Origin of the sequence: Bradyrhizobium sp. Arg237L (assembly GCF_029990105.1) — a bacterium.
Classification (GTDB): Bacteria; Pseudomonadota; Alphaproteobacteria; order Rhizobiales; family Xanthobacteraceae; genus Bradyrhizobium.
On record NZ_JAQMIL010000083.1, the window covers coordinates 12,398 to 31,669 of the forward strand.

Here is a 19,272-nt window from a genome sequence, read left to right on the forward strand (position 1 = left end):
GCTTTCGGCGAACTCATAAATCTACTCTGATAGCTAATTCTGCATGATCAGATTTTCGTACCATGCGGTCTACGACTCCAGTTTGACGGAAACGTTAGACGCGTCGTCTAGATTGCCATATTGAGATACGAGTTGGGCAAAACGAAACTGGCTCGCGGGCTGTTCTAGCTTAACTCTTATCTTGATATCCTTGATCAGATTTGGAACGCCCTCTCCCGCAGTAATGGAGACGACACACGGCATACTCTTCCTGCGACAACGCGCCGAGATGCTAAGAATCACATCTGATATCTTGGGATAAACTTTTGTCGACAGCGCCAGGAAGCTGTCGGTCATATCGATCTGTCCTCTTATCCAGCTCCCAATATACACGGGTCCGCAATCGATGATCCTGATATCGAGATCGACCCATGGAATTTCTCCTGGCGAGAACCGCGTCGGCTCATTCCAACCACCGCGAACCTTGCTCGGCTTTGCCCTTCCGCCCTGAAGCCCACCCAGGCGCCTACAACTCTCGAAGGTACAGTCCTTTAACCTTCCGTGGGCTCCACCCCAGCCCTCCCAACCCTGATTACCATCGAAGAAATAACCTCGCTCTATGTCCAAATTTGTTCCGCAGGGGTTGAGAATATCGGCGTTGGTTTGACCCATAACTATGTCCCGCCCGGTGAATGACCCGTGATGGGAACCTCCTTGATAGAAAACTTCTCCCCGAAAGCGCACGACTTTCGAGCGCATCAGCGTCCAATCACCGGTTGCCCGGTCGTTTTCGGCCCAGAGGCCTTTGTGCGTGAGGTCCCAGCCGTCGCCGCTCGAGACATCAGCGGGGAAGTTATATGTGTTAGTTCGATCGCATCCCCCGTCCAGTTCTATATCGACGAGTGTCACTGAGGGTAGGTTCGAACGATCAGAAGCTGGCGACGGCCGCCCCTTTAGGAATATGCCGGGCCCTCGCCAAACCTTTCCGTTCACGGTTTGCCAGTTCGATTGAAGCTCGCCGCCATCATGATTCCGAAATAGAATTCGACTCTTGTTCTTTTCTCCAACAAGAGCGATTTGCCGCTCGATGATGATAGAGTGGCCATCATATGCGTTATTTTGCCTCGGATCGCTAGTTCGCTTTGGGCACCAGACGGCATAGGCGTGCCGCCTAAACCGTACAGTTCCCGCACCAAACGTCTCGGCATACCTGATAGCTTGCTGTATAGCTGGCTGATCATTGGCGAGACCATCTCCGATGGCCCCGAACGCTTCAACAAACACAGTGTCGGCGCTCAGACGGAAATTTCGTCCGTCCGAGGCAGCAAAGGCTGCTGATGGGTACTCCGCTAAGAAAGTAGAGTCGACGCTCGCGTCGCTTTCGAAAATCAGGTTTACGGGATCCGGTCCGTCTCCCAGGCACTCTATTCGCGTTACGGAAGACGGAATTCGCTCGTTGCGTAGCTGCCCGATCGGAACCGGTCGCTTCGAGGCCTCTTCCCAGTATCCAGATCCACTCGTCAGCCACCCGACCGCCAGTCCTCCCAAGACAACCCGTCGATCCAGCGGCTTCATAGTGCTCAGGTTCCTTGCCTTGTGGACGTTCACAACGGGAAACGCCCTATCCGCGAAGCTAAAATGGGCTTGCAAGCAACGATTCAATGGACGATTGATAACGCGCGAACGTGTATTTTTGAGCCTCTTGCTGCGCATTTGCTTTGAAAGCGGACAGCCTCTCACGATCGGATATTAGTTGCATCACAGCTCGCTGGAGCGCTTCTTCTGTCAGCTCCGGCAGCAAAATGCCCGTTTCGGGCGTGACCGCCACACCAGCATTTTTCGATTGAATCAGCGCCAATCCAGAAGCCATTGCTTCATAGAGCACGATAGCGGAGCCCTCGAAGTAGCTCGGAAAGATCAGGACGTCCGCGTTCCTCATGATGGAAGGAACATCGGCACGAGGAACAGTCGGCTGGTAGCTTACTCGTTCTGAGTATCTCGAAAACACAGCTCTTGGTACAAGTAGATCTCCGACAATCTGCAAAGAAGCCAACTCACGTGGAATTTTTTCGAAAACTTTCAGAATGAGATGAATCCCTTTCCGGACCCCGACCTGGCCAAGAAATAAGAAACGAACAGGCCCGGAATAGGACTCATCATCAACTCTATTGGGCCCTCCAAACAGACGGTCGTCGAAACAATAATTCAAAACGCGTAGCCGATCGCCAACCGAACGATCGGACGCGTGTCTCCTCACGGAGTCAGCTGCAAACGGCGATCCCGTCACGATGACATCCGCAAGGCTATACTCCTCGTCATCTCGTTCAATACGATCAGCAGGTATCTGGTACGGTGTGCTGGAAAAGAATTCCGGATACTCTTCGTACACTTCATCCATTATCCGATTATGCTCTCGTCCATCGCCTATCGTCCGATCGAGGATGCAAGCCCTTCCGGCGGCTTTCGCTGCTCGAAACGCTTGCACTGACGAGCTGCTGTATCCCCATAGATCAAAGCTACTAGAAGATTCGATCTCGGATCTCAGCAGTTCTGCAAATCTTGCATTTCCAAACTGATCTATCCTCCGCGCCAAGTGCCGGAAACCCGCGCGATGGGCCAATCGTTCAATCCACTCGGAGGCTCCGATTGTCCTGACCAGACTTGTGTCGAGGGCGGGATTGCTGAATCGACGAAACTCGTAGTGTACCCTCTCCCGCATCGGCGACGGCATCATCCGTTCAATCCGATATGGCCACCTGTCTGGCTGATAGAAAATCGATGTTGCATAGAATTTCAAACGACCAAGCCGCTGTAGCGCTAGCGCAGTCTGCCACGAATGCTGTGTGCCAGGATGGAAGACGGCAAGCTCTTCCACAAATGAGGTTCTGCGAGTCAACACACGGCCTCTATCAGCTGCGGTTGCCCCTTGTTCGCCGCTACAACCTCGGCCAGTGCTTCGCCAAAGTGTATCTTTGTACTCCGATAGTCTTTGACGGCGCGATCTATTCGCGCGGAAAGCGCGTCTTCTTTTTTCAGGCTCTCAATCACCAGGCGGCTTAACAACTCGGGGCTAATTGAATCAATGTCAATAACCCGGTCTTCCAGGCGGAGATCCTTCATGATGAACTCCGTCTTTGGGAGGTACGAAATAGCGGTTAACGGCCGCGCTTCCATCATCGCGAAAATGCAAGAATGAAAACGTGTCCCGACGAAGATGCGCGCCCTTCCAATGGCTGCCCGAAGGATCTCCGGCTCTGTTTCTGTCTTGTGCACGAGAACATGTGCACCGGAGCGAGCTGCAACTCGGTGGGCTAAATCAAGGTCAGTCGCCACCTGATTGAAGATGACAGTCCTTAGACCGTGCTCGCGATAGAGCGAGCCAAGAACCTTTACTAGGCTCTGCTCGTATCGCGCCCTGTATTCAGCCACATTTTCCTGATGAGGAAACGGCCAATCAACAACCGTTACGCCAACGAACGACTCATCTCTCGCTAATCCGATCTGCTCAAGGACATTGTCCACCTCCGAACCGTTCTTCGTCACCTGCAAATTCCAAAAAGCGCTGTCGCCGGCGACAACGATCTTGTCCGAAGCGATGCCCAATCGTTTGACGAGGAACTCCCGAGAGTAGCCTTCGCGGACACAAATCAATGCACACCGCGACAGAACGAAACGGGTAATTGCTGTTCCGAGCGTCGATCTGATCGGCCCAATACTCTGCGGTGCCAGGATCACCTTGGATCCAAGCAGAGTCCCAATATGGATGTGCAACAATGCAATAATGTACGACATGTTGGTGTCGTGGATGTATCCGCCGGGAGCACTCACGACGGTGTTTGCGGTCCGGTAACTAAGTAACGTCTTCACCTGACTCTGCGGTAGGACTTGGGCTAACCGAAACCAGCCGGTCGCACATGCAAGCCACGCCACCAAGAGATACACGAGTTGCTCAATACGCCCTATTAATCCCGAAAAACGACGAGCATTTCCGATACGCTCACTCCAATCGACATCTGGATGCACTGCTTGAGCGGACGAAACTCCTTCAAACAGCACCCCCATGATCGCTGCGTTTTGATCGACCTTCCGCATTTGTTCGATGCATTCGTCCAGCAGGACAGAATCCCCACGATTGGACCTGCCAAATGCATTTACGATCAAGTATTTCAAAGCCATGCTATTCTCGCTATTTTCCTGGACTTGACTCGACAAGTGTTGCGATACCCCCGGCGAATCGGGGCAGCCCCCACTGATCGATCATCCTCATTGCCGATTGGGACATCGCTTCTCTCAAGGCTCTGTCAGTCAGAAGTTGACGCAAGAACCCCGCACCGACCTCAACATTCCCTGGGGGGAATACAAACCCTGACTTACCGTGCTCGACGATTTCACCGGCAACGCCACATCTGCTCGTAACGATACAAGGAATGCCTAGGGCCATCGCTTCGTTCACGCACAGTCCCCACTGGTCGTACTCGGATGTAAGAAGCAGAGCCTCAGCTCGCCGATAAAAGATAGGCATGATACTGTTCGGTACGTCACGAAGGTGACAGATCATGTCCTCAATGCCGAGTTGCTTCGCTGTCTCGGAAATCATCGTCTCTTCGGGCCCCGCCCCGATGAGCATGAAGTGAACACCGAGTTGCTGGGCGCCGCTAGCGGCATAGACGTGCAGTGCCACATCAACACGCTTGCGATTCACGAGACGACTGACGCAAATGACGTATCGTTCAGGCAGGATCCCTCTGCGGAGAAGCAGCGGAACTCTCCGCTGAAGTTTAACGGCCTGTGCTCGAAAGAACTCATTATCGACCACGTCATAACCGATTTCGATCGGGCGCATCACGCCGAGCGATCGAAAATAGACGCGGTGCCTTGAGCCCGCGACAAGCGCACCGTCGAACAGGCGAAGCAATCCGGACTTGATCCTTTCGGACCAAGAGCTCCGCCTTTGATCATCTGCTTTGCTATCCGACATAAAAAAGATCGGTACGCCGTTGACTCTGGCGAACAGAAGCGACGTCAACGACAAAACATCAGAATATCCGATTGTGAAAATATGGCTTGGGTTGGCCGTTCTCAGCGCGCGCCAAAGACCGAGAGCGACCCCACTCTTACCTGTCGAACTACCCAGCTTGATACAGTGTATTCCGGTTGTCAGGGCCGCGGCTCTTCGCTGCCTGTGCGCGTAGAATGCGGATGACCTCGATGCTTCGATCGCGACCAACTGGCGACCGACTGAGCGCAGATGCTCCTGACATGACGAAAGTCTGCTCGCATGGTAATCTCCAATGTGATTGATGACGAAGCAAACTCGACGCTCATCGTTGCGCAATTCTAGCTCTGGCGGAGCCGTAAGACGCATGCTCGACATGAATGACATTGTTAGGCCCGCATCAACTTCGTTTGGTGCTCAGCCCGACGTGCGCCCTTACTTTCAGGGCGCGTAGAAAACGTCGCAATTCATGAACCTCAAAAAGAGTGACGCGACTTTGTCGCAACGTGACGCCACACATGCAGACGTCGAGAACCAGAATCGATACTCCAGCGCCAGTCTCACCAAGCCAGAGCGACGCAAAATAGCTTAACGGTATTGTCCCTAGGGCAAGGATCAGAAACGGGTACGCAAAACTGGCGTGGCGATTGGTGGCGATGGTCAAACTCGCCAAAGGATTCCAAAAGCCACCAAGGAGTACCGTTGCGGCCATGACAAGCGTGAGACTATGCGCCGGTCGTATGACACCGTGAGTCCACATCGCAACGATATCCGGTCCAAGCCACGCGAGAATTACCGAAAATGGAACAACGATGGCAAAGGCAGTGATGAGGATAGTTCCCACCATTGCGATACGCGCTTTGTCGTCCTTCCTGGCAACAGCAGCCGAAAACTCTGGCATCATCGCGTGCGTTAACAACTGGGTGAGCTGTAGGCCGACGCGTGACAACGTTCGAGTCGCAGAGAATAGAGGCACAACGGCATTTGACGTTGCCGCTCCCAGCGCCAACGCCGTCCCTTGCAGATAGCAGGCTTGGCCAATTGGAAAGGCAAGAAGGGCCACAGCGGGCGCCCAGAGCTGACGAACCTCCGAGCGATGCGCTTTCGAAAAGCCGATTCTGAGCCACGGGACTTTTGCCCGCAATAAGAAATTTTGGATCACAAGGGCGCAGAGGCGACAAACAAGGAGCGCGCCGGCTGCGTGAACAGGGCCATAACCCCACATCACGAGCACCACAATGATGGCGTTCTCCAACAAGACGGTATTGGTCAACCAAAACACTCCCAAAGCGAACAAACCAGCACAGCGAAAGCCTGCCAGGAAGATGCTGCCCTGAAGACAAAGGATCCCGTAAATGACAAGTAGGAAAAGCGTCCAACGCGCCCCGTCGGCGCTGAACCCATGTGAAGCGGGATAGAGCTTCGCCGGCACAAGCCACACGACCGTCAAAGCAACCACCGCCACCGTTGCCGACGAAACGAGCACAACGACCCACGCACTCTGGAATACCCGAACGACTTCCTCAGTTTCCCCGCGGGACGCCAACATCGTCATGCGAGTACCCGCCGCCGTCGCAAAACCAAGATCACTGGCAGAGAGGAAACTCGGGATCGTCGACAGCAAGACCCACCCGCCGTATACCTCGATTCCCCAATGGAGCGCCAAAACCGGTACAAGCAAAAGCTGTACGCCAGCTATCACAAGTTTATCGTAAGCGTTCGCCACTATCCCCAAACTCAAGCGTCGGAAGTTCAACGATCGTCCCCTTACCACGGCCCCTACTTAGTCCTTCTGTCGGTCCACGTTGAGTGCGCAGCCAAAATCATCGATCACGCGGAGTAATATTGTATCGAAAGAAGGAGATTCCCTTCATACTTCCCAAGATCGTATCGACTCTTCTATAAGGCTCGAGGTCGATTGGATTGCACCGATCGGAACCAAAATAGCATACCTTTAGCTTAAAGATCCGAGGACAATTGTTCTTGATGCTTACGACGTGATCGAGCATCGTCGGGTTTACAACCTGCGTCCGAGCGGCTGCTTCAATATCGAGACATGGTCGATTCAGGGCATCTCGTGCCGTGAGAGAGCTGGATTGCTCAGGACGCCCCTGCATCGTGATCTTTGGAATCGTCGAACTTGTTTGAGCATCAACTTCCGACACGAATACGCTCGTTATCGCGACTACGGTGGTGAGTGCGGCAAGAGATCTGGTTACCACTGAAAACACGCTCACCTCGCGCGACCGTCTTGATCAATTCCTGGAATCGCTAATTTAAGCCCATCGCGAGAAAGGCGACGCGCAAGACTCTCTCGATCTGCAATATCCAGCCGTTCTACTCCGGCGAGTAGTCGTGCCCGATGTCCCCATCCGACAGTCGTTAGGTTGATCACTGCTTGTTCTATGAAGTCTGCATCGACTAACTCGGCAAATTCAGAAACGACCGCTGTCTGTGTTGCATCGCTCAGCATCGCAAAGATCGCAAGAGCCAACCGGTTACGGCGAAGTGCAATCCAACCTTCAAGCGGACCAACCGCATAAGACTGATCGATATAGCCGAGATACTGAGCATCGAACCCGTTGCGTGCGGTTTCCGCGGAATACAGCATCATCCAGAGAAAGGAATCGGTTGGATTCAGCGAAAGCGCGGATTTCAGGGTTGCTTGGGCGGCATCTCCCTCCTCTGGGCTTTTCCGCTGCAAAACCTCTTCGGCCGTGCTCAACCTGAGAAGAGCTTTCGCCTGCGAGAACTCCGGCGATACAAGGAACTGCTGCGGAGCCACCTCCATCCGCTCCAGCATGTTTTCCAGAACACCGGGTTTGAAGCGCTGATCCGCAATGATCCCTGCGATGATGTCCCGAGCTGACGTCGTTAGCCGGAATGACGGCAGCGCAGTTAACGACCAGAGGACGCCAACGAGGCCACACAGCATCAGCAGGCCACGCAAGGACACCCGCTGCATCACCTGAAGTCTATTCCACATACCCATAGCGGGCGTAATATTTCTGGTAGTAATAGCGGCCGTGATAGGATTCGTAGCGCGCCAGCGCCTTGGTATCGGCCTTGTTCAGGACCACGCCAAGCAGCTTGTTCTGGATCTCGGGCGACCCGCGCAGGTTGTGCCTAACCACATCGATCTTGGTCTTGCCCCACTCGACCACGAACACATAGGAATCGACGAACGACGACGTCACGCGGACGTCGACCACGGGGGCCATCGGCGGCATGTCGAGCACCACGTAGTCGAACTTCGAGCGCAGCAGGGTCATCAGCGCGTGCATCGCCTTGGAGGCAAGGATCTCGTTGGTGTGCAGGAGTTTTGACGTCGTGCCTGCGGGGAGGATCGAGAGCCTGGTGACGGGATCGACCGTCAGCGCCTCCTCGAGCTGCACCTTCTGCGCGACGACGTCGACGAGGCCGGCCTGCGCTGATGGCACCAGCGCGCGCGACAGCGAGGGGTTGCGCAGGTCGCAATCGACCAGGAGCACGCGCGCGCCGCTATGCGCCATCAATTGCGCGAGGTTGGTCGAGAGCGTGCTCTTGCCTTCGTTCGGCAGCGTCGAGGTCACCGCCAGCACGCGGTTCTCGCGCACGATCGAATTGAGATCGACCGCCACCTTCAGCGTGCGCACGGCCTCGGCGAAGCGCGACAGCGGATTCTCGACGACATAGCGGAGCAGGTCCGGCTCCGGATTGTTCTTCGGCTTGGCGAGCTTGCCGGCGAGCTTCGACTGCAGGCCGGCCGGGAGCTTCGAGTGCAGGCCGTCCGGAAGCTTCGACGGCAGGCCGGCCGGCGGCGCCAGCGAGGGCAGGATCGCGATGCAGTTCGTCCCCAGCACCTCCTCCACCTGCGAGGTGGTGCGGAACACCTTGTCGGTGAGCTCGCGCGCCATCGCCGCGCCGAAGCTCAGCATCAAGCCGCCCATCAGCGCGGCGGCGAGGATGATCAAACTCTTCGGAGAGCTCTTCTTCAGCGGCGCGGTCGCCGCGCTGATCACGCGCGCCTCCGTGATCGGGAAGGATTGCTGCTGCACCGATTCCATGTAGCGCTGCAGGAAATTGTCATACATCGCCTGGTAGGATTGCGCGTTGCTCTCGAGCTCGCGCAGCTGGATCTGCGCCTGGTTGGTGAGCTGGGATTCGGAGACGACATTGGCGAGGCTGGTCTTGATGCTCTCCTCGCGCGTCACGGCGATGTCGTAGTCGCTCTTGTAAGATTCCTGGATGCGCTTGAGCTCGTCCTGGATGTTCTTCTTGATCTCGGCCATCTGGTTGCGCAGGTTGACCGCGGCGAGATGCTCGCTGCCATATTTGGTCGACCAGATCGATTCCTTCGAGGCCATGTCGACATATTGCGCGCGGAGCTTGACGATGGTGTCGTTCTTCAGCGCGTCGGCGACGTTGGCGTCCGGAATCTCCTGCTTGAGCATGTCGTTCATGCGGTCGAGCCGCGCCTTGGCTTCCGCGGTCGACGCATGCGCCAGGATCAGCTGGCTGTTGACCTCGGCGAGCTGCTGCTCGTTCATCAGCCGCCCGCCGGTGTCCACGATGTTGTTGGCGGTCTTGAAATCGACCACGGCGCGCTGCGCGGCGGAGGCCTGCGTGCGCAATTCCTTGATGCGGTCCTGCAGCCAGACGCTGGCGCGGCGGGTCGCCTGGTACTTCGCCTCGAGCTGGTCGACGATATAGGCGTCCGCGATCGCGTTGGCGATCTTCGCCGCCTTCGCCGGATCGAGCGAGGTGAAGCCGATCTCCATCACATAGGTGAGGCCGAGCCGCTTGATGGTGCGGTTCTTCTCGAACCGCTCCAGCGCCTTGCGCGTCTGCTCGAATTCGGACGGCGCGCTGCCGCTCGAGAACAGGCTGCCGATCCCGCCGATCACGGTACCGAGCAGGCCGCCGCCGCCACCGGTGAATTCGGGATCGTCGATCAGATGCAGGTCGCGGATCACCGCCAGGCTGATGTTCTCGGATTTCAGGATCTCGACCTGGGTTTCCACGGTCGCCGAATCCACCGCGATGTCGCCCAACACCGACTGCTGCTGGAACAGCTGCACCTTGCGGGTGTCGATCACCATCGAGGCGCTCGAGGTGAATTGCGACGCGGCGGTGAACAGATAGAGCAGCGCGAGGATCAGGCAGGCCGAGACGATCGCCACCATGGTCGGAAACTGCCGCCTGATGACTTCCAGATAGGAGGTCAGCGTCTGCGACGGGGAGCTCTCGACTTCGATATATTCGCGGTTGATTTCCGAGGTCGGCTTATTCACCTGCAGCATCTGCAATTCCTGAAATCAACCAGCGTTCAAGTATCGATGGATAACGGATCGGGATTTTAATCTGGATCGCCCCGCGGCCCGCGCGAGCGAGGGAAATACCGTGCCCCAAAGCGCGATGCCGTGCGGCAGAATAGCATGGCGCAAGACGGGGATGAACTTAATTGATGCGGTGCAGTCGCACTCCACACACGAGATTTCGCGTGAAGCTTAACGGCGCTGGAGCATGATCCGGAAAAGTGGGCACCGGTTTTTCCGAAGAGATCATGCTCCAACTCTAGAGTTCGCGCGCGACCATGACGCTCGTTTGACACCCCGTCCAAATACGGAAGAGCGGCGCACTGGCGCCGCTCTCGAAAGCCGATTGAGATGCGTCGACTGAGCTGAACGCGCTCAGCGGCGCGGGCTGACGCTGCTGCTTGTGCTACCGACGGAGCCGCCGCCGATGTTCGAGCCGGAGTTGGCATAGTGCAACCCGCCGAACGTTCCAGCGCCGCCATTGTTGCCGCCGAACGCAGCACCGAAATTACCGGTCGGCCCGCCGGCGCCCGTGCCACCGCCGCCACCACCGCCACCACCGCCACCACCGCCGCCGGCCGCGGCGATCGCGACGTCGCCGGTCGCGGCCTGATAGGCGGCAATCACGTCCTGGTTGTTGGTGCCGGCGATCGCCCGCTGAATCTCATCGGCGAAGGCCTGATCGTTCCGCGCGGCAAGCCGTGCAACCTGTGCGAGACCCGCCACGATCGCCTTGACCTGATCCTTGCTGGTCGCCGAATCCTTCAGGAGCCCGATCAGCACCGGAAGCGTCGTGGGATCGGACGCAGCGAGGTCACGCACCCGCGAAATCATCGCTGCGCCGGCTTGCGGATGCTGCTGCAACAGACCCGTGGGCGAGCCCTTGAATTCCGAAATGATCTGCGCCGCAAGCTGCTGCCGCGGCGGATAAACGGCCGCGCTGGCTGCCGATGAAATGGTCGCAACGATTGCCGCCGCCGCGGCCACCCGCAGCGCAAACTTAACAACGCTCATATAATTCCTCCTGAAATCAGCCGCCCCTGAGCGCGAGAATATCGCTATGCGCAGCGCAACGTAGCGGAACCGGTTCCCGCTGTCCACCCATTCTAAAAACTTCGTTAAGCGGCAAGCGCTTCAAAAATAGACAGTTTTATGAAATTCGCGGGCGTGGCCAGCAATCTGCCGCGGCTCCGGCTGCCCGGCCATGTCGGCGCTGCCGTCCTGCGTCTCGCCCGGCTTGATCCCGGCCTCGCCGGAGCGAAACGATTGCGCCAGCCCAGCGCCAAAAAGCGCAAAGAATGGAATGCTGTAGCCGGGGACCTGCAGAGTAAAGTCGAGCATCGAATGCAACAGCGAAAGGCAGGCGGTGGCTGCTGCCGCGAGCGGAATGATGACGTCCCGTCGCCGCCCGAAGACGCCCTTGGCGAGAACGACGAACATGACGATCCAGCCGGCGGTAACCAGCAGCATCAGCGGAATACCGACCTCGGAGGCAAGCTCGAGCGGCGTGGAATGCGCGGCATCCCAGACGCCGCGAATCGAGATGTTCGGGCTGCGATACGGCGGGAAGGCCCATTGAAAAGTGCCCATCCCGGTCCCGAACCAGGGATTGTCGGCGATGATGCGCAGCGTCGACTTCCACGCTTCCACCCGCCCCTCGTCCACCAGCCCCTGCGAGTCAAACCGGCTGGAGACCCGCCCGCCGAGCAGTTGCAACAGGCCCAGCGCGACGACGATACCGGAGCCGAGCGAGATCCATATGCCGGTGCGCGGTGGCAGATCCTTCCGCAAGAATACGGTGAACGAAACGATCATCGCCAGCAGCGACAGGCCGACGCCGGCGCGCGAGGTCGTCATGAACATCGCCATCAGGCAGATCAGAAACGCCAACGCCTGCGGGATGATCTCGCGTGGTGGCACGTCGGCCAGGTCGCTCGAAAGACGTCCCCAGATCAGGCGGCGCTCCGATATCCGTCGCCGGATCTTCTCGAGGATGAGCAGCATCCAGATCACCGCGCAGGAGCCGAAATAGGCGGCCGCGGTGTTGCGGTTGATGAAGGTCCCGGTGACACTGCCGAGATAGGCCGTCTTGTCGCGCCACAGGATCATGGTGGGCTCGATCAGGAACGACAACACGCCGTAGAGCGCGTAGATCGCGCCGGAGGCTGCGATCACCCACAGGATCAGCCGCGCCCGCTCACGCTCCGCCCCAAGGATCAGACCAAGCAGCAGCGCCAGGATGTTCGCGAGCGGCGCGCCCAGCGCAAAGAAGGCTTCGTTCTTGACGATCGAAGCGGATGGCGCAATCGGCGTGCCGAGCAGGTCGGAGGCCTGCTTCCAGATCGGGTGAAACGGCGCAAGCCAGGGGTGATCGGAAAGCTGCTCGTGCAGCACGAAGGCGTAGCCTGCAATGATCACCCCGATACCGGCGATGGTCCATGCATGCTCGCTTCGAAGCGCGCGGGTGGAGGCGAGCGTCAGCGCGAGACCCAGGCAGAGGCACCAAAAGGCAATCGAGAGGTCGTTGGTGGAGCCGAACGGGAACGGCGCGCCGGCAACGACAAAAACCAGGATGCTGGTGGAAAGCAGGTTTCTCGACCACCGGATATTGAGCCTGCCTAGCCGCATGAGCCTCTTCGCGCGAATCTCATTATTTCAAGTTTCTCAGAAGAAGCAGTCGAACGGATAAATCTTCAGGTCGACGTTCAGCCGGCTGTCCCTCGTTTGTGCGCGCACCGCATAGAAGGAGCCGCTCTCGTCGCTGCCCTGCCCCAGCTTGATGCCCGGCGTGAGCTCGTCAGAGGGCACCCGGAGTCCGATGTGACGATTGATGGACGAGACCTCGATGCCGTTCTTGTCGTCGCCGAAATTCGCCTTGATCTTCGTAACCGTGACTTTCGGCAACCCCCGTCGCTGGTGACAGGTCTCCTCCTCCCAGATCTTGGTTTGCGCAACGAGCGGTGTGCTTGCGTTTTCTGGAACGACGATATCGGAAAAGGACGGTGAAAGCATGCCGAAATAGCGCGATTCCTGGGAGTTGGCCGACAGACGCACCGTAAAGGAAAGCGACCCCTTCGAGCCGCGCAGCCGCTCCATCACAGGAGCATTCGGCTCGGCGGAGACGACGACATCGATCCGGTGGCGAACGCCCAGCGTCTCAGACCGGGCCCGGCCTTCGCTTGCCAGCAGGCCGATCACCACGCACGCCGCAGCAACAAGGCTACCCCGCCCGAGCCGAACCAACAGCATGTGGCCTCTTCAGATGTGAGCAACACGAAGTTTGCTCATAAACGCAAAACGGCACCGAGACAAAGTCACGGTGCCATTTTGTTTGCCTGGCCGAGGTGAAGTTACGGCGCCAGCTTGATGTTGTTGCGGAAGATCAGCGCGTCGTTCGAGAGGTTAACCGCATCGCCGCCGGTCGCCATGACCACCCGCAGGAAGGTCAGGAACTTCGCAACTTCGACCTGACGCGAGTTCGAGACGTAGAGGATGTCCTGGTTCTTCATCATCACCTTGGTGGCGAGGAAGAAGCCACCGGGATCGCGCAAGTTCACGCTGAAGATGACCGGGATCGTGTCCGAGGTGTACTTGCTGATGTCGATGCCGAGCTGAGCCGCCACATTCCGAGGCTCGCGACGATACAGGAACACCGCCGCCGGATCGGCCTGGGAGTCGAGCAGACCACCCGCCTTGCCAACCGCTTCCCCGAGATTGATGCGCCAGGCGTCGAAATTGAATTCGCCACTCTGACCGCTCGCGCCGAACGCCAGGAATTTCTGCTGTTCGCGGTAGACATAGATGCTGTCGTCAGGACGCACGTAGATATTGTTCTCCGGCGCCATCACGAGATTCTCGAATGGCACGGTCGCGCGCTTGCCACTGCGCTCCAGCATCACCCAGGTCTCGAAGCCCTGGCCCTTGATGCCGCCCGCACGGGTGATCGCGTCAAGCACCTTGTCCTTGGCACCGGCAGCGCTCGCCGGGTAACGCGCTGGCGTGTTGACCTCGCCGAGCACGCTGATGAGCTGAGTGCGCTGGCTCGCCATCGCGACGACGGCCTGCGGCTCGATCGCGCGATTGCCGATCCGCTCGATGATTGCCCGCTGAATCTCGACGGCGGTACGGCCGGCGGCCCTGATCTGACCGGCATAGGGCACGGTGATGAAGCCGTCGTTGTCGACCGATTGATCGGGAATGGTCACGAAGTTACCCGGACGCACACCCGCTTCCGCCGGGATGAAAAGGCCACCCGCGGCGGCTTCGAAGATCGTGACGCTGACGACGTCGCCAATGCCGAACACGATGCTCGCCGGCGGCCGCTGGTCGGTGAACACGCCCGCGAGGCCCTTCGGCTCGTGGGTGTGAAGGATCTTCACCGTGGTCGTATTGATCGGAATGAGCTCGTATTGCGGCCCATTCTCGGTCGTTTGGGACAAAACATCGTCGGTGAGCGGCCCGGATCCCGGATTGGTTGAGCAACCAGCAAGGGCCAAAGTTGCCAACAAGACAGACGTGCTCAAAAATGAGCTTTTTGCAAACGAAAACATGAATCGCCCCAACTTCCCCAATACAGCGAAGTCGTACGGCGCCATTCGCACTGCGACAAGACGTTCAAGCTCTGAAGAGATGGTTAACGGCGATTTGGAACCGCAAGTGTTGCGCCAGCGCAACTATTGGGTAGGTTTCGTGACAGGCCTTGATCAAATATGCAACATTTGTGACAGCCAACCTGCCCTTTGGGTGAGCACATTCGTGCAAGCGCGAAGTCCAAGGGTCAATCGTCCGAGTTTCCCAACCCGGGAGGGTTTGCTAAGCTCAGGCGATTTATCGCCTCGGAGCGACCTTTTTCATGCTTCCAGCCTTGGGACTGCTACTGGCGCTCGGGCAAGCTCCCGCCGATCCGGCAAGCCAATTAACTTATGAGAACGCTGTCTGTCGCGCGGTGGGCTCGGCGCCGGTCTGCCGGATGACCCCGATACCTGTGGCCAATATGTCGAACTGGAAGTTCACCCGGGCCCAGGGGATCAAGCCGGACGAGAGCTTTGTTGCCATCATGAAGACGGCCGACGCGCTGCAGTCCGATCCGGATTTTGCCGGCCTGATCATCCGCTGTGCGCCGAAGGGGAAGATCGAGGTGCTGGTGGCGCTGATCCGGCCATTTCCGCCGCGCAGCCGTCCCCAGGTGACCCTTGCCTCAGCGGGCTTCTCCCAAAGCTTCGAGGCCACGATGGCCGCCGCAGGGGCAGCGGTGCTTCTGCCCGAGGAAGCAGGCGTCCTGGCCGCCGGCAAATGGCAGACCACACCGTCATTGACGGTGACCGTCAAAGAAAACACCAGCGAAATCAAAGGTATCGTTACGCTCAACGGGCTCCGCGAAGCCTACAGCACGCTGCTTGCGAGCTGCAGCTAGCTCACGCGAACCGGTATCCACCCTCGGATCAAGTCCGAGGGCATGCTTCGCTCGAAAACGCTCCAGTAAGCGCAATCTGCCTATCTGACTTAAGCGCGTTTTAAGGTCTGGCGCCGACACTCCGAAACAGGAGTGTGTGCGTATGGCTCAGGCTGCAATATTCAGTTTTCTCTTTGGTGCCGTCTTCGGATTGCGCTTCAAGGTGCTGGTGCTTTTGCCGCTGACGCTTGCAACCGGTGCAATTGCGCTGCTGCTCGCCCCGGTCCTTTCCTTGACGCTGGTCGAAAGCCTCACCGGCTTTGCGATCGGCGCGCTCGCCCTCCACGGCGGATATCTGTTCGGATCATTCACGCGCTTCGCCGTCGCGGCGGCGCGGGCGGCCCGCATCGTCGCGCGCCCGCTCAAGACGGCCCGCTGATCCCGCATCGCGCTTTACGGATTCAACTGTCGCGACCGCTTCTTTGAAATGAAGCCGACGGGAGATATGGTGCCGACTCGGTTCAGGCATTTTCCGAGCAATCCGATTGTCCGTCGCTTATTTCGCCCTCCTCTTCGCGCTTGTTTCCACCACCATCCTTGAGCCTTCCAACTCCGGCTTCGTCGCCGAGCTCGGAATGGCCGCGGCAGGCGTGTGCCTGCTGGCGGCATCGATGGGCGCGAGCAAGGCGGATCGCGAGCATTTCCTGCGCACGACGGCAAACCTGCGCTGGGTGCTGATAGCCATTCCGCTCTGTTTCGGCGCGCAATTGATTCCGATCGGGTTGTCACTGGCCCATCCGATCTGGACCACCACATACGATGCCCTGCAGGGACTCCCCTTCGGATACGTCACGGCCGACTTCAGCCGAACGCTCGGCGCGTTCTTTCTGGCGCTCGCATCTGTCGCGCTCATCGCGGTGACGATCGCTCTGGGCAGGGATCGTCGCCGGGCCGAAGTCATCCTGTTCGTGTTGAGCGGCCTGACAGCGCTCGTGGCCGTGTTGACAATCATCGATCATCGGCTGCACGGAGAGAGCATCGGTCCGGATAGCTGGGATTTCGCGACCAGCTTGAGCGGCCTTGGCGTGGCGCTCAATCTCGCCGTCATTCAATTGGCCGCGGAGCGAGCCGAAACGCGTCACGCGATCATCCGTTCAGTTGCCGTCGGCATGCTGGGGCTTGCGGGCCTGCTGATCAACGGCGCTGTCATCCTGGGATATTCCAACACCAACGGCGCGGTTGCCTGCGCGCTCGGCGTCGCGTTGTTTCTGCTCATCCTGGCCATCCGCAGGCTGGACCTGTCGGTCCTGGCCGCCACCGCGATTTGTGTGGTCGCGGCCGTTGGCGCGGCCCTCGTGCTGACCTGGATCTTCGAAAAAGGCTCCGGATCGCCGCTGCTGCGGCTTCTCCCGATCCAGCCCGGTGAGACACGCGCCGTACTCGACCGCCTGTTTGCCGACACCCGCTGGTTCGGCGCCGGCGCCGGAGCCTTCCCGTCCATTGGCCGGATCTATCAATCCGGCGATGCAACGGGACCGCTGGCGGCCCCCTCTGCAGCCATCGCGCTATTTGTGGAAACGGGCTGGATCGGGTTTGCACTCGCGATCGCGATCGTGCTCTCCCTTCTCACGCGCCTGGTCTCAGGCGCGCTGCGGCGTGGCCGCGATTCCTTCTTCCCGGCGGCAGCCGCCGCCTGCCTTTGCTTCGGCGTCGTGCAGGGGTTTGCTGATCCCGGCCTGCTACGCACGGGAGCTATCATCTGCCTTGCAGCGATCGTGGGGCTTGGCCTTTCGCAAAGCGTCAGCCAAGCCGCACGGTGAGCTAAAGCATGATCCGGAAAAGTGGAAACCGGTCTTCCCTCGCGACAAACGCCAAGCGTTTGCGCGGAGATCACGCGTTGCGATCGCCCAGGGATGCCCAGTAGTTCGGATTCTTGGGCATCTGGATCCGCACCCAGCGATAGGGCTTGCGCGACCAGGGCGTGATGTTCTGGGTCAGGTTGTCGAGGACCAGGTCGCCGCTGAACGTGCGCACGACGACGACCAGGTGATGCTCACCCCAGCTCGTCACCACCTCGCTGAGCAGGACGGCACGGGCCGGCCACCCCCTTGCGATCAGCTCGTGGCGCTTGGTCACCGCATAGTCGTTGCAGTCCCCGCTTGCGGGATGCAGCAGCCACTTCTCGCCGGCGAGCCCCTCGAGATTGGCCTGTGGCCGAATCCCGGTGTTCACCGATTGGTTGACCTCCTTGAGGTCGGCCCAACGCTCGGCGGTGAGCTTCAGCCGTCCGCCTCGGAACACCATACGGCGCGGTTTGCACTCCCCCGCATATTTGAGGCAAAACATCGTGAACGCCATCGGCGGCAATGTCGGCGCATCGAACTTGATGTATTGGATAGCCCCCCGCAGCGCCATTGGCGTGCCGACAAAGCCGGCCTTCGCCCCGTGCTGCAGCCCGATCGTGAAGATGGCGGCGGCAACCGCCAATATCTTTGCAACTCCGCGCATTTTGCGCCCCCCGTTCTTGTTGCGGGGAAGCTACAAAAGACCTCTTGAGATACAGCTCATTCGCTGCGCGGCCCTTTAGTCAAAACCGAAGCAACTCTTTCTGAAACAATTAACGATATCGGTCCGAAATGGGCTCTGCTAAGAGCCGTGGCAGGATTGATCGGCTCTGGTGTTTTCGAGCGAAACGGACGTCGGTTCGCGATGAAGAAAACGCGTCAAAACAAGAATCTGGAGCTTCGGCTCCAGAGGCAGGCGAGTTGGCTTAAGGATGGGTCTGACCCGACGCTTTCGCAAGAACATCAAGCCCCGGCTTCCCGATGGCGTCCGCGTCTATGCGATCGGAGATGTCCACGGACGGGCCGATCTTCTTCAATCGCTCTTAACCGTAATTGACGTTGATCTCGACCGTTCGGCGCCGGAGCGCGCCATCCAGGTCTTCCTTGGCGATTACATCGATCGCGGGCCGCAATCGCGGGCCGTGCTCGATATCCTGATCCGGCGCAGCCAAAGTCACGAAACGGTCTGCCTCAAGGGGAACCATGAGGTCTTCCTGCTCGACGTCCTGAAAGATCCGGCCAAGCTGCAGGAGTGGCGCCATTACGGCGGCCTGTTGACGCTGATGTCCTATGGCATGACCCCGACCATGAACCCGACGACGGAACAGCAGGTCGAGCTCATCGAGGGATTGAAGCGTGCCTTGCCGCCCGAGCACCTTGCGTTCATCGAGCAGTTGCCGAATTCGTTCACCTGTGGGGACTTCTTCTTCGTCCACGCCGGCGTTCGTCCCGGCGTTTCGCTCGACAAGCAGCAGGAGCAGGATCTGCTCTGGATCAGGGAGGAGTTCCTCAATTCCGAGGAGCGATTCGGCAAATACATCGTTCACGGACACACGCCCGTCAGCGCGCCCGACGTTCGGCCGAACCGCATCAACATCGATACGGGCGCATATGCGACCGGCAACTTGACGCTGCTGACGATACAGGGTGATAGTCTGCTCGCGATTTGAAGTTTCAATTGGGTTTATCCGGCACCGACGAACGGTGCTCATCCACAAATTCAGCCGATGAATCAAATGACCTGGCTCCGCGCCACGGGAACGT

The 19,272-nt window shown here is 58.6% G+C and carries 16 protein-coding genes; 4 read left to right on the top strand and 12 right to left on the bottom strand.

The window, feature by feature from the left end; translation table 11 throughout:
• Positions 1–69: 69 nt before the first annotated feature.
• From OZ411_RS35905 to OZ411_RS35955, 11 genes are all read right to left on the bottom strand, one after another.
• Entirely contained in the window at positions 70–1,554 is a 1,485-nt protein-coding gene (locus OZ411_RS35905) for a hypothetical protein (protein ID WP_282531731.1), read from the bottom strand.
• 58 nt (positions 1,555–1,612) lie between these two features.
• Entirely contained in the window at positions 1,613–2,377 is a 765-nt protein-coding gene (locus OZ411_RS35910) for a glycosyltransferase family 4 protein (protein WP_282531732.1), read from the bottom strand.
• Between the two features lie 494 nt (positions 2,378–2,871).
• Positions 2,872–4,155, bottom strand: coding sequence for a polysaccharide pyruvyl transferase family protein (locus OZ411_RS35915; RefSeq protein WP_282531733.1), 1,284 nt, complete (start codon positions 4,153–4,155; stop codon positions 2,872–2,874).
• 10 nt (positions 4,156–4,165) lie between these two features.
• Entirely contained in the window at positions 4,166–5,005 is an 840-nt protein-coding gene (locus tag OZ411_RS35920) for a glycosyltransferase (protein ID WP_282531734.1), read from the bottom strand.
• 370 nt (positions 5,006–5,375) lie between these two features.
• Positions 5,376–6,599 (bottom strand): hypothetical protein, encoded by a 1,224-nt coding sequence (locus OZ411_RS35925; RefSeq protein ID WP_282531735.1) that lies wholly within the window; start codon positions 6,597–6,599, stop codon positions 5,376–5,378.
• 609 nt (positions 6,600–7,208) lie between these two features.
• Entirely contained in the window at positions 7,209–7,925 is a 717-nt protein-coding gene (locus OZ411_RS35930) for a hypothetical protein (RefSeq protein WP_282531736.1), read from the bottom strand.
• A 25-nt stretch (positions 7,926–7,950) separates the two neighbouring features.
• A complete protein-coding gene (locus OZ411_RS35935; RefSeq protein WP_282531737.1) occupies positions 7,951–10,257 on the bottom strand; it encodes a polysaccharide biosynthesis tyrosine autokinase in 2,307 nt (768 codons plus the stop codon).
• A 390-nt stretch (positions 10,258–10,647) separates the two neighbouring features.
• Complete coding sequence (locus OZ411_RS35940; RefSeq protein ID WP_282531738.1) at positions 10,648–11,286, bottom strand: hypothetical protein; 639 nt, start codon at positions 11,284–11,286, stop codon at positions 10,648–10,650.
• 120 nt (positions 11,287–11,406) lie between these two features.
• The gene (locus tag OZ411_RS35945; RefSeq protein ID WP_282531739.1) at positions 11,407–12,900 is read right to left on the bottom strand and encodes an O-antigen ligase family protein; all 1,494 of its coding nucleotides are present in this window, start codon (positions 12,898–12,900) and stop codon (positions 11,407–11,409) included.
• Between the two features lie 36 nt (positions 12,901–12,936).
• Positions 12,937–13,521, bottom strand: coding sequence for a hypothetical protein (locus OZ411_RS35950; protein ID WP_282531740.1), 585 nt, complete (start codon positions 13,519–13,521; stop codon positions 12,937–12,939).
• A gap of 101 nt (positions 13,522–13,622) precedes the next feature.
• Positions 13,623–14,822 (bottom strand): polysaccharide biosynthesis/export family protein, encoded by a 1,200-nt coding sequence (locus OZ411_RS35955; protein WP_282531741.1) that lies wholly within the window; start codon positions 14,820–14,822, stop codon positions 13,623–13,625.
• Between the two features lie 302 nt (positions 14,823–15,124).
• On the opposite strand from OZ411_RS35955, the gene OZ411_RS35960 reads away from it, so the two are divergent.
• The 3 genes from OZ411_RS35960 (at position 15,125) to OZ411_RS35970 (ending at position 17,484) form a co-directional block, all read left to right on the top strand.
• Positions 15,125–15,685 carry a hypothetical protein gene (locus OZ411_RS35960; protein WP_282531742.1) on the top strand — a complete coding sequence of 187 codons (561 nt, stop codon included), beginning with the start codon at positions 15,125–15,127 and terminating at the stop codon, positions 15,683–15,685.
• A 142-nt stretch (positions 15,686–15,827) separates the two neighbouring features.
• A complete protein-coding gene (locus OZ411_RS35965) occupies positions 15,828–16,103 on the top strand; it encodes a hypothetical protein (RefSeq protein ID WP_282531743.1) in 276 nt (91 codons plus the stop codon).
• A gap of 106 nt (positions 16,104–16,209) precedes the next feature.
• Positions 16,210–17,484, top strand: coding sequence for a hypothetical protein (locus OZ411_RS35970; RefSeq protein ID WP_282531744.1), 1,275 nt, complete (start codon positions 16,210–16,212; stop codon positions 17,482–17,484).
• 70 nt (positions 17,485–17,554) lie between these two features.
• On the opposite strand, the gene OZ411_RS35975 is transcribed toward OZ411_RS35970, so the two are convergent.
• Entirely contained in the window at positions 17,555–18,172 is a 618-nt protein-coding gene (locus tag OZ411_RS35975) for a transglutaminase-like cysteine peptidase (protein ID WP_130584203.1), read from the bottom strand.
• Between the two features lie 268 nt (positions 18,173–18,440).
• Between OZ411_RS35975 and OZ411_RS35980 the strand changes: the two genes are divergently transcribed.
• Positions 18,441–19,178, top strand: a complete 738-nt coding sequence (locus OZ411_RS35980) for a metallophosphoesterase family protein (RefSeq protein WP_282531745.1) — start codon at positions 18,441–18,443, stop codon at positions 19,176–19,178.
• Positions 19,179–19,272: the final 94 nt, after the last annotated feature.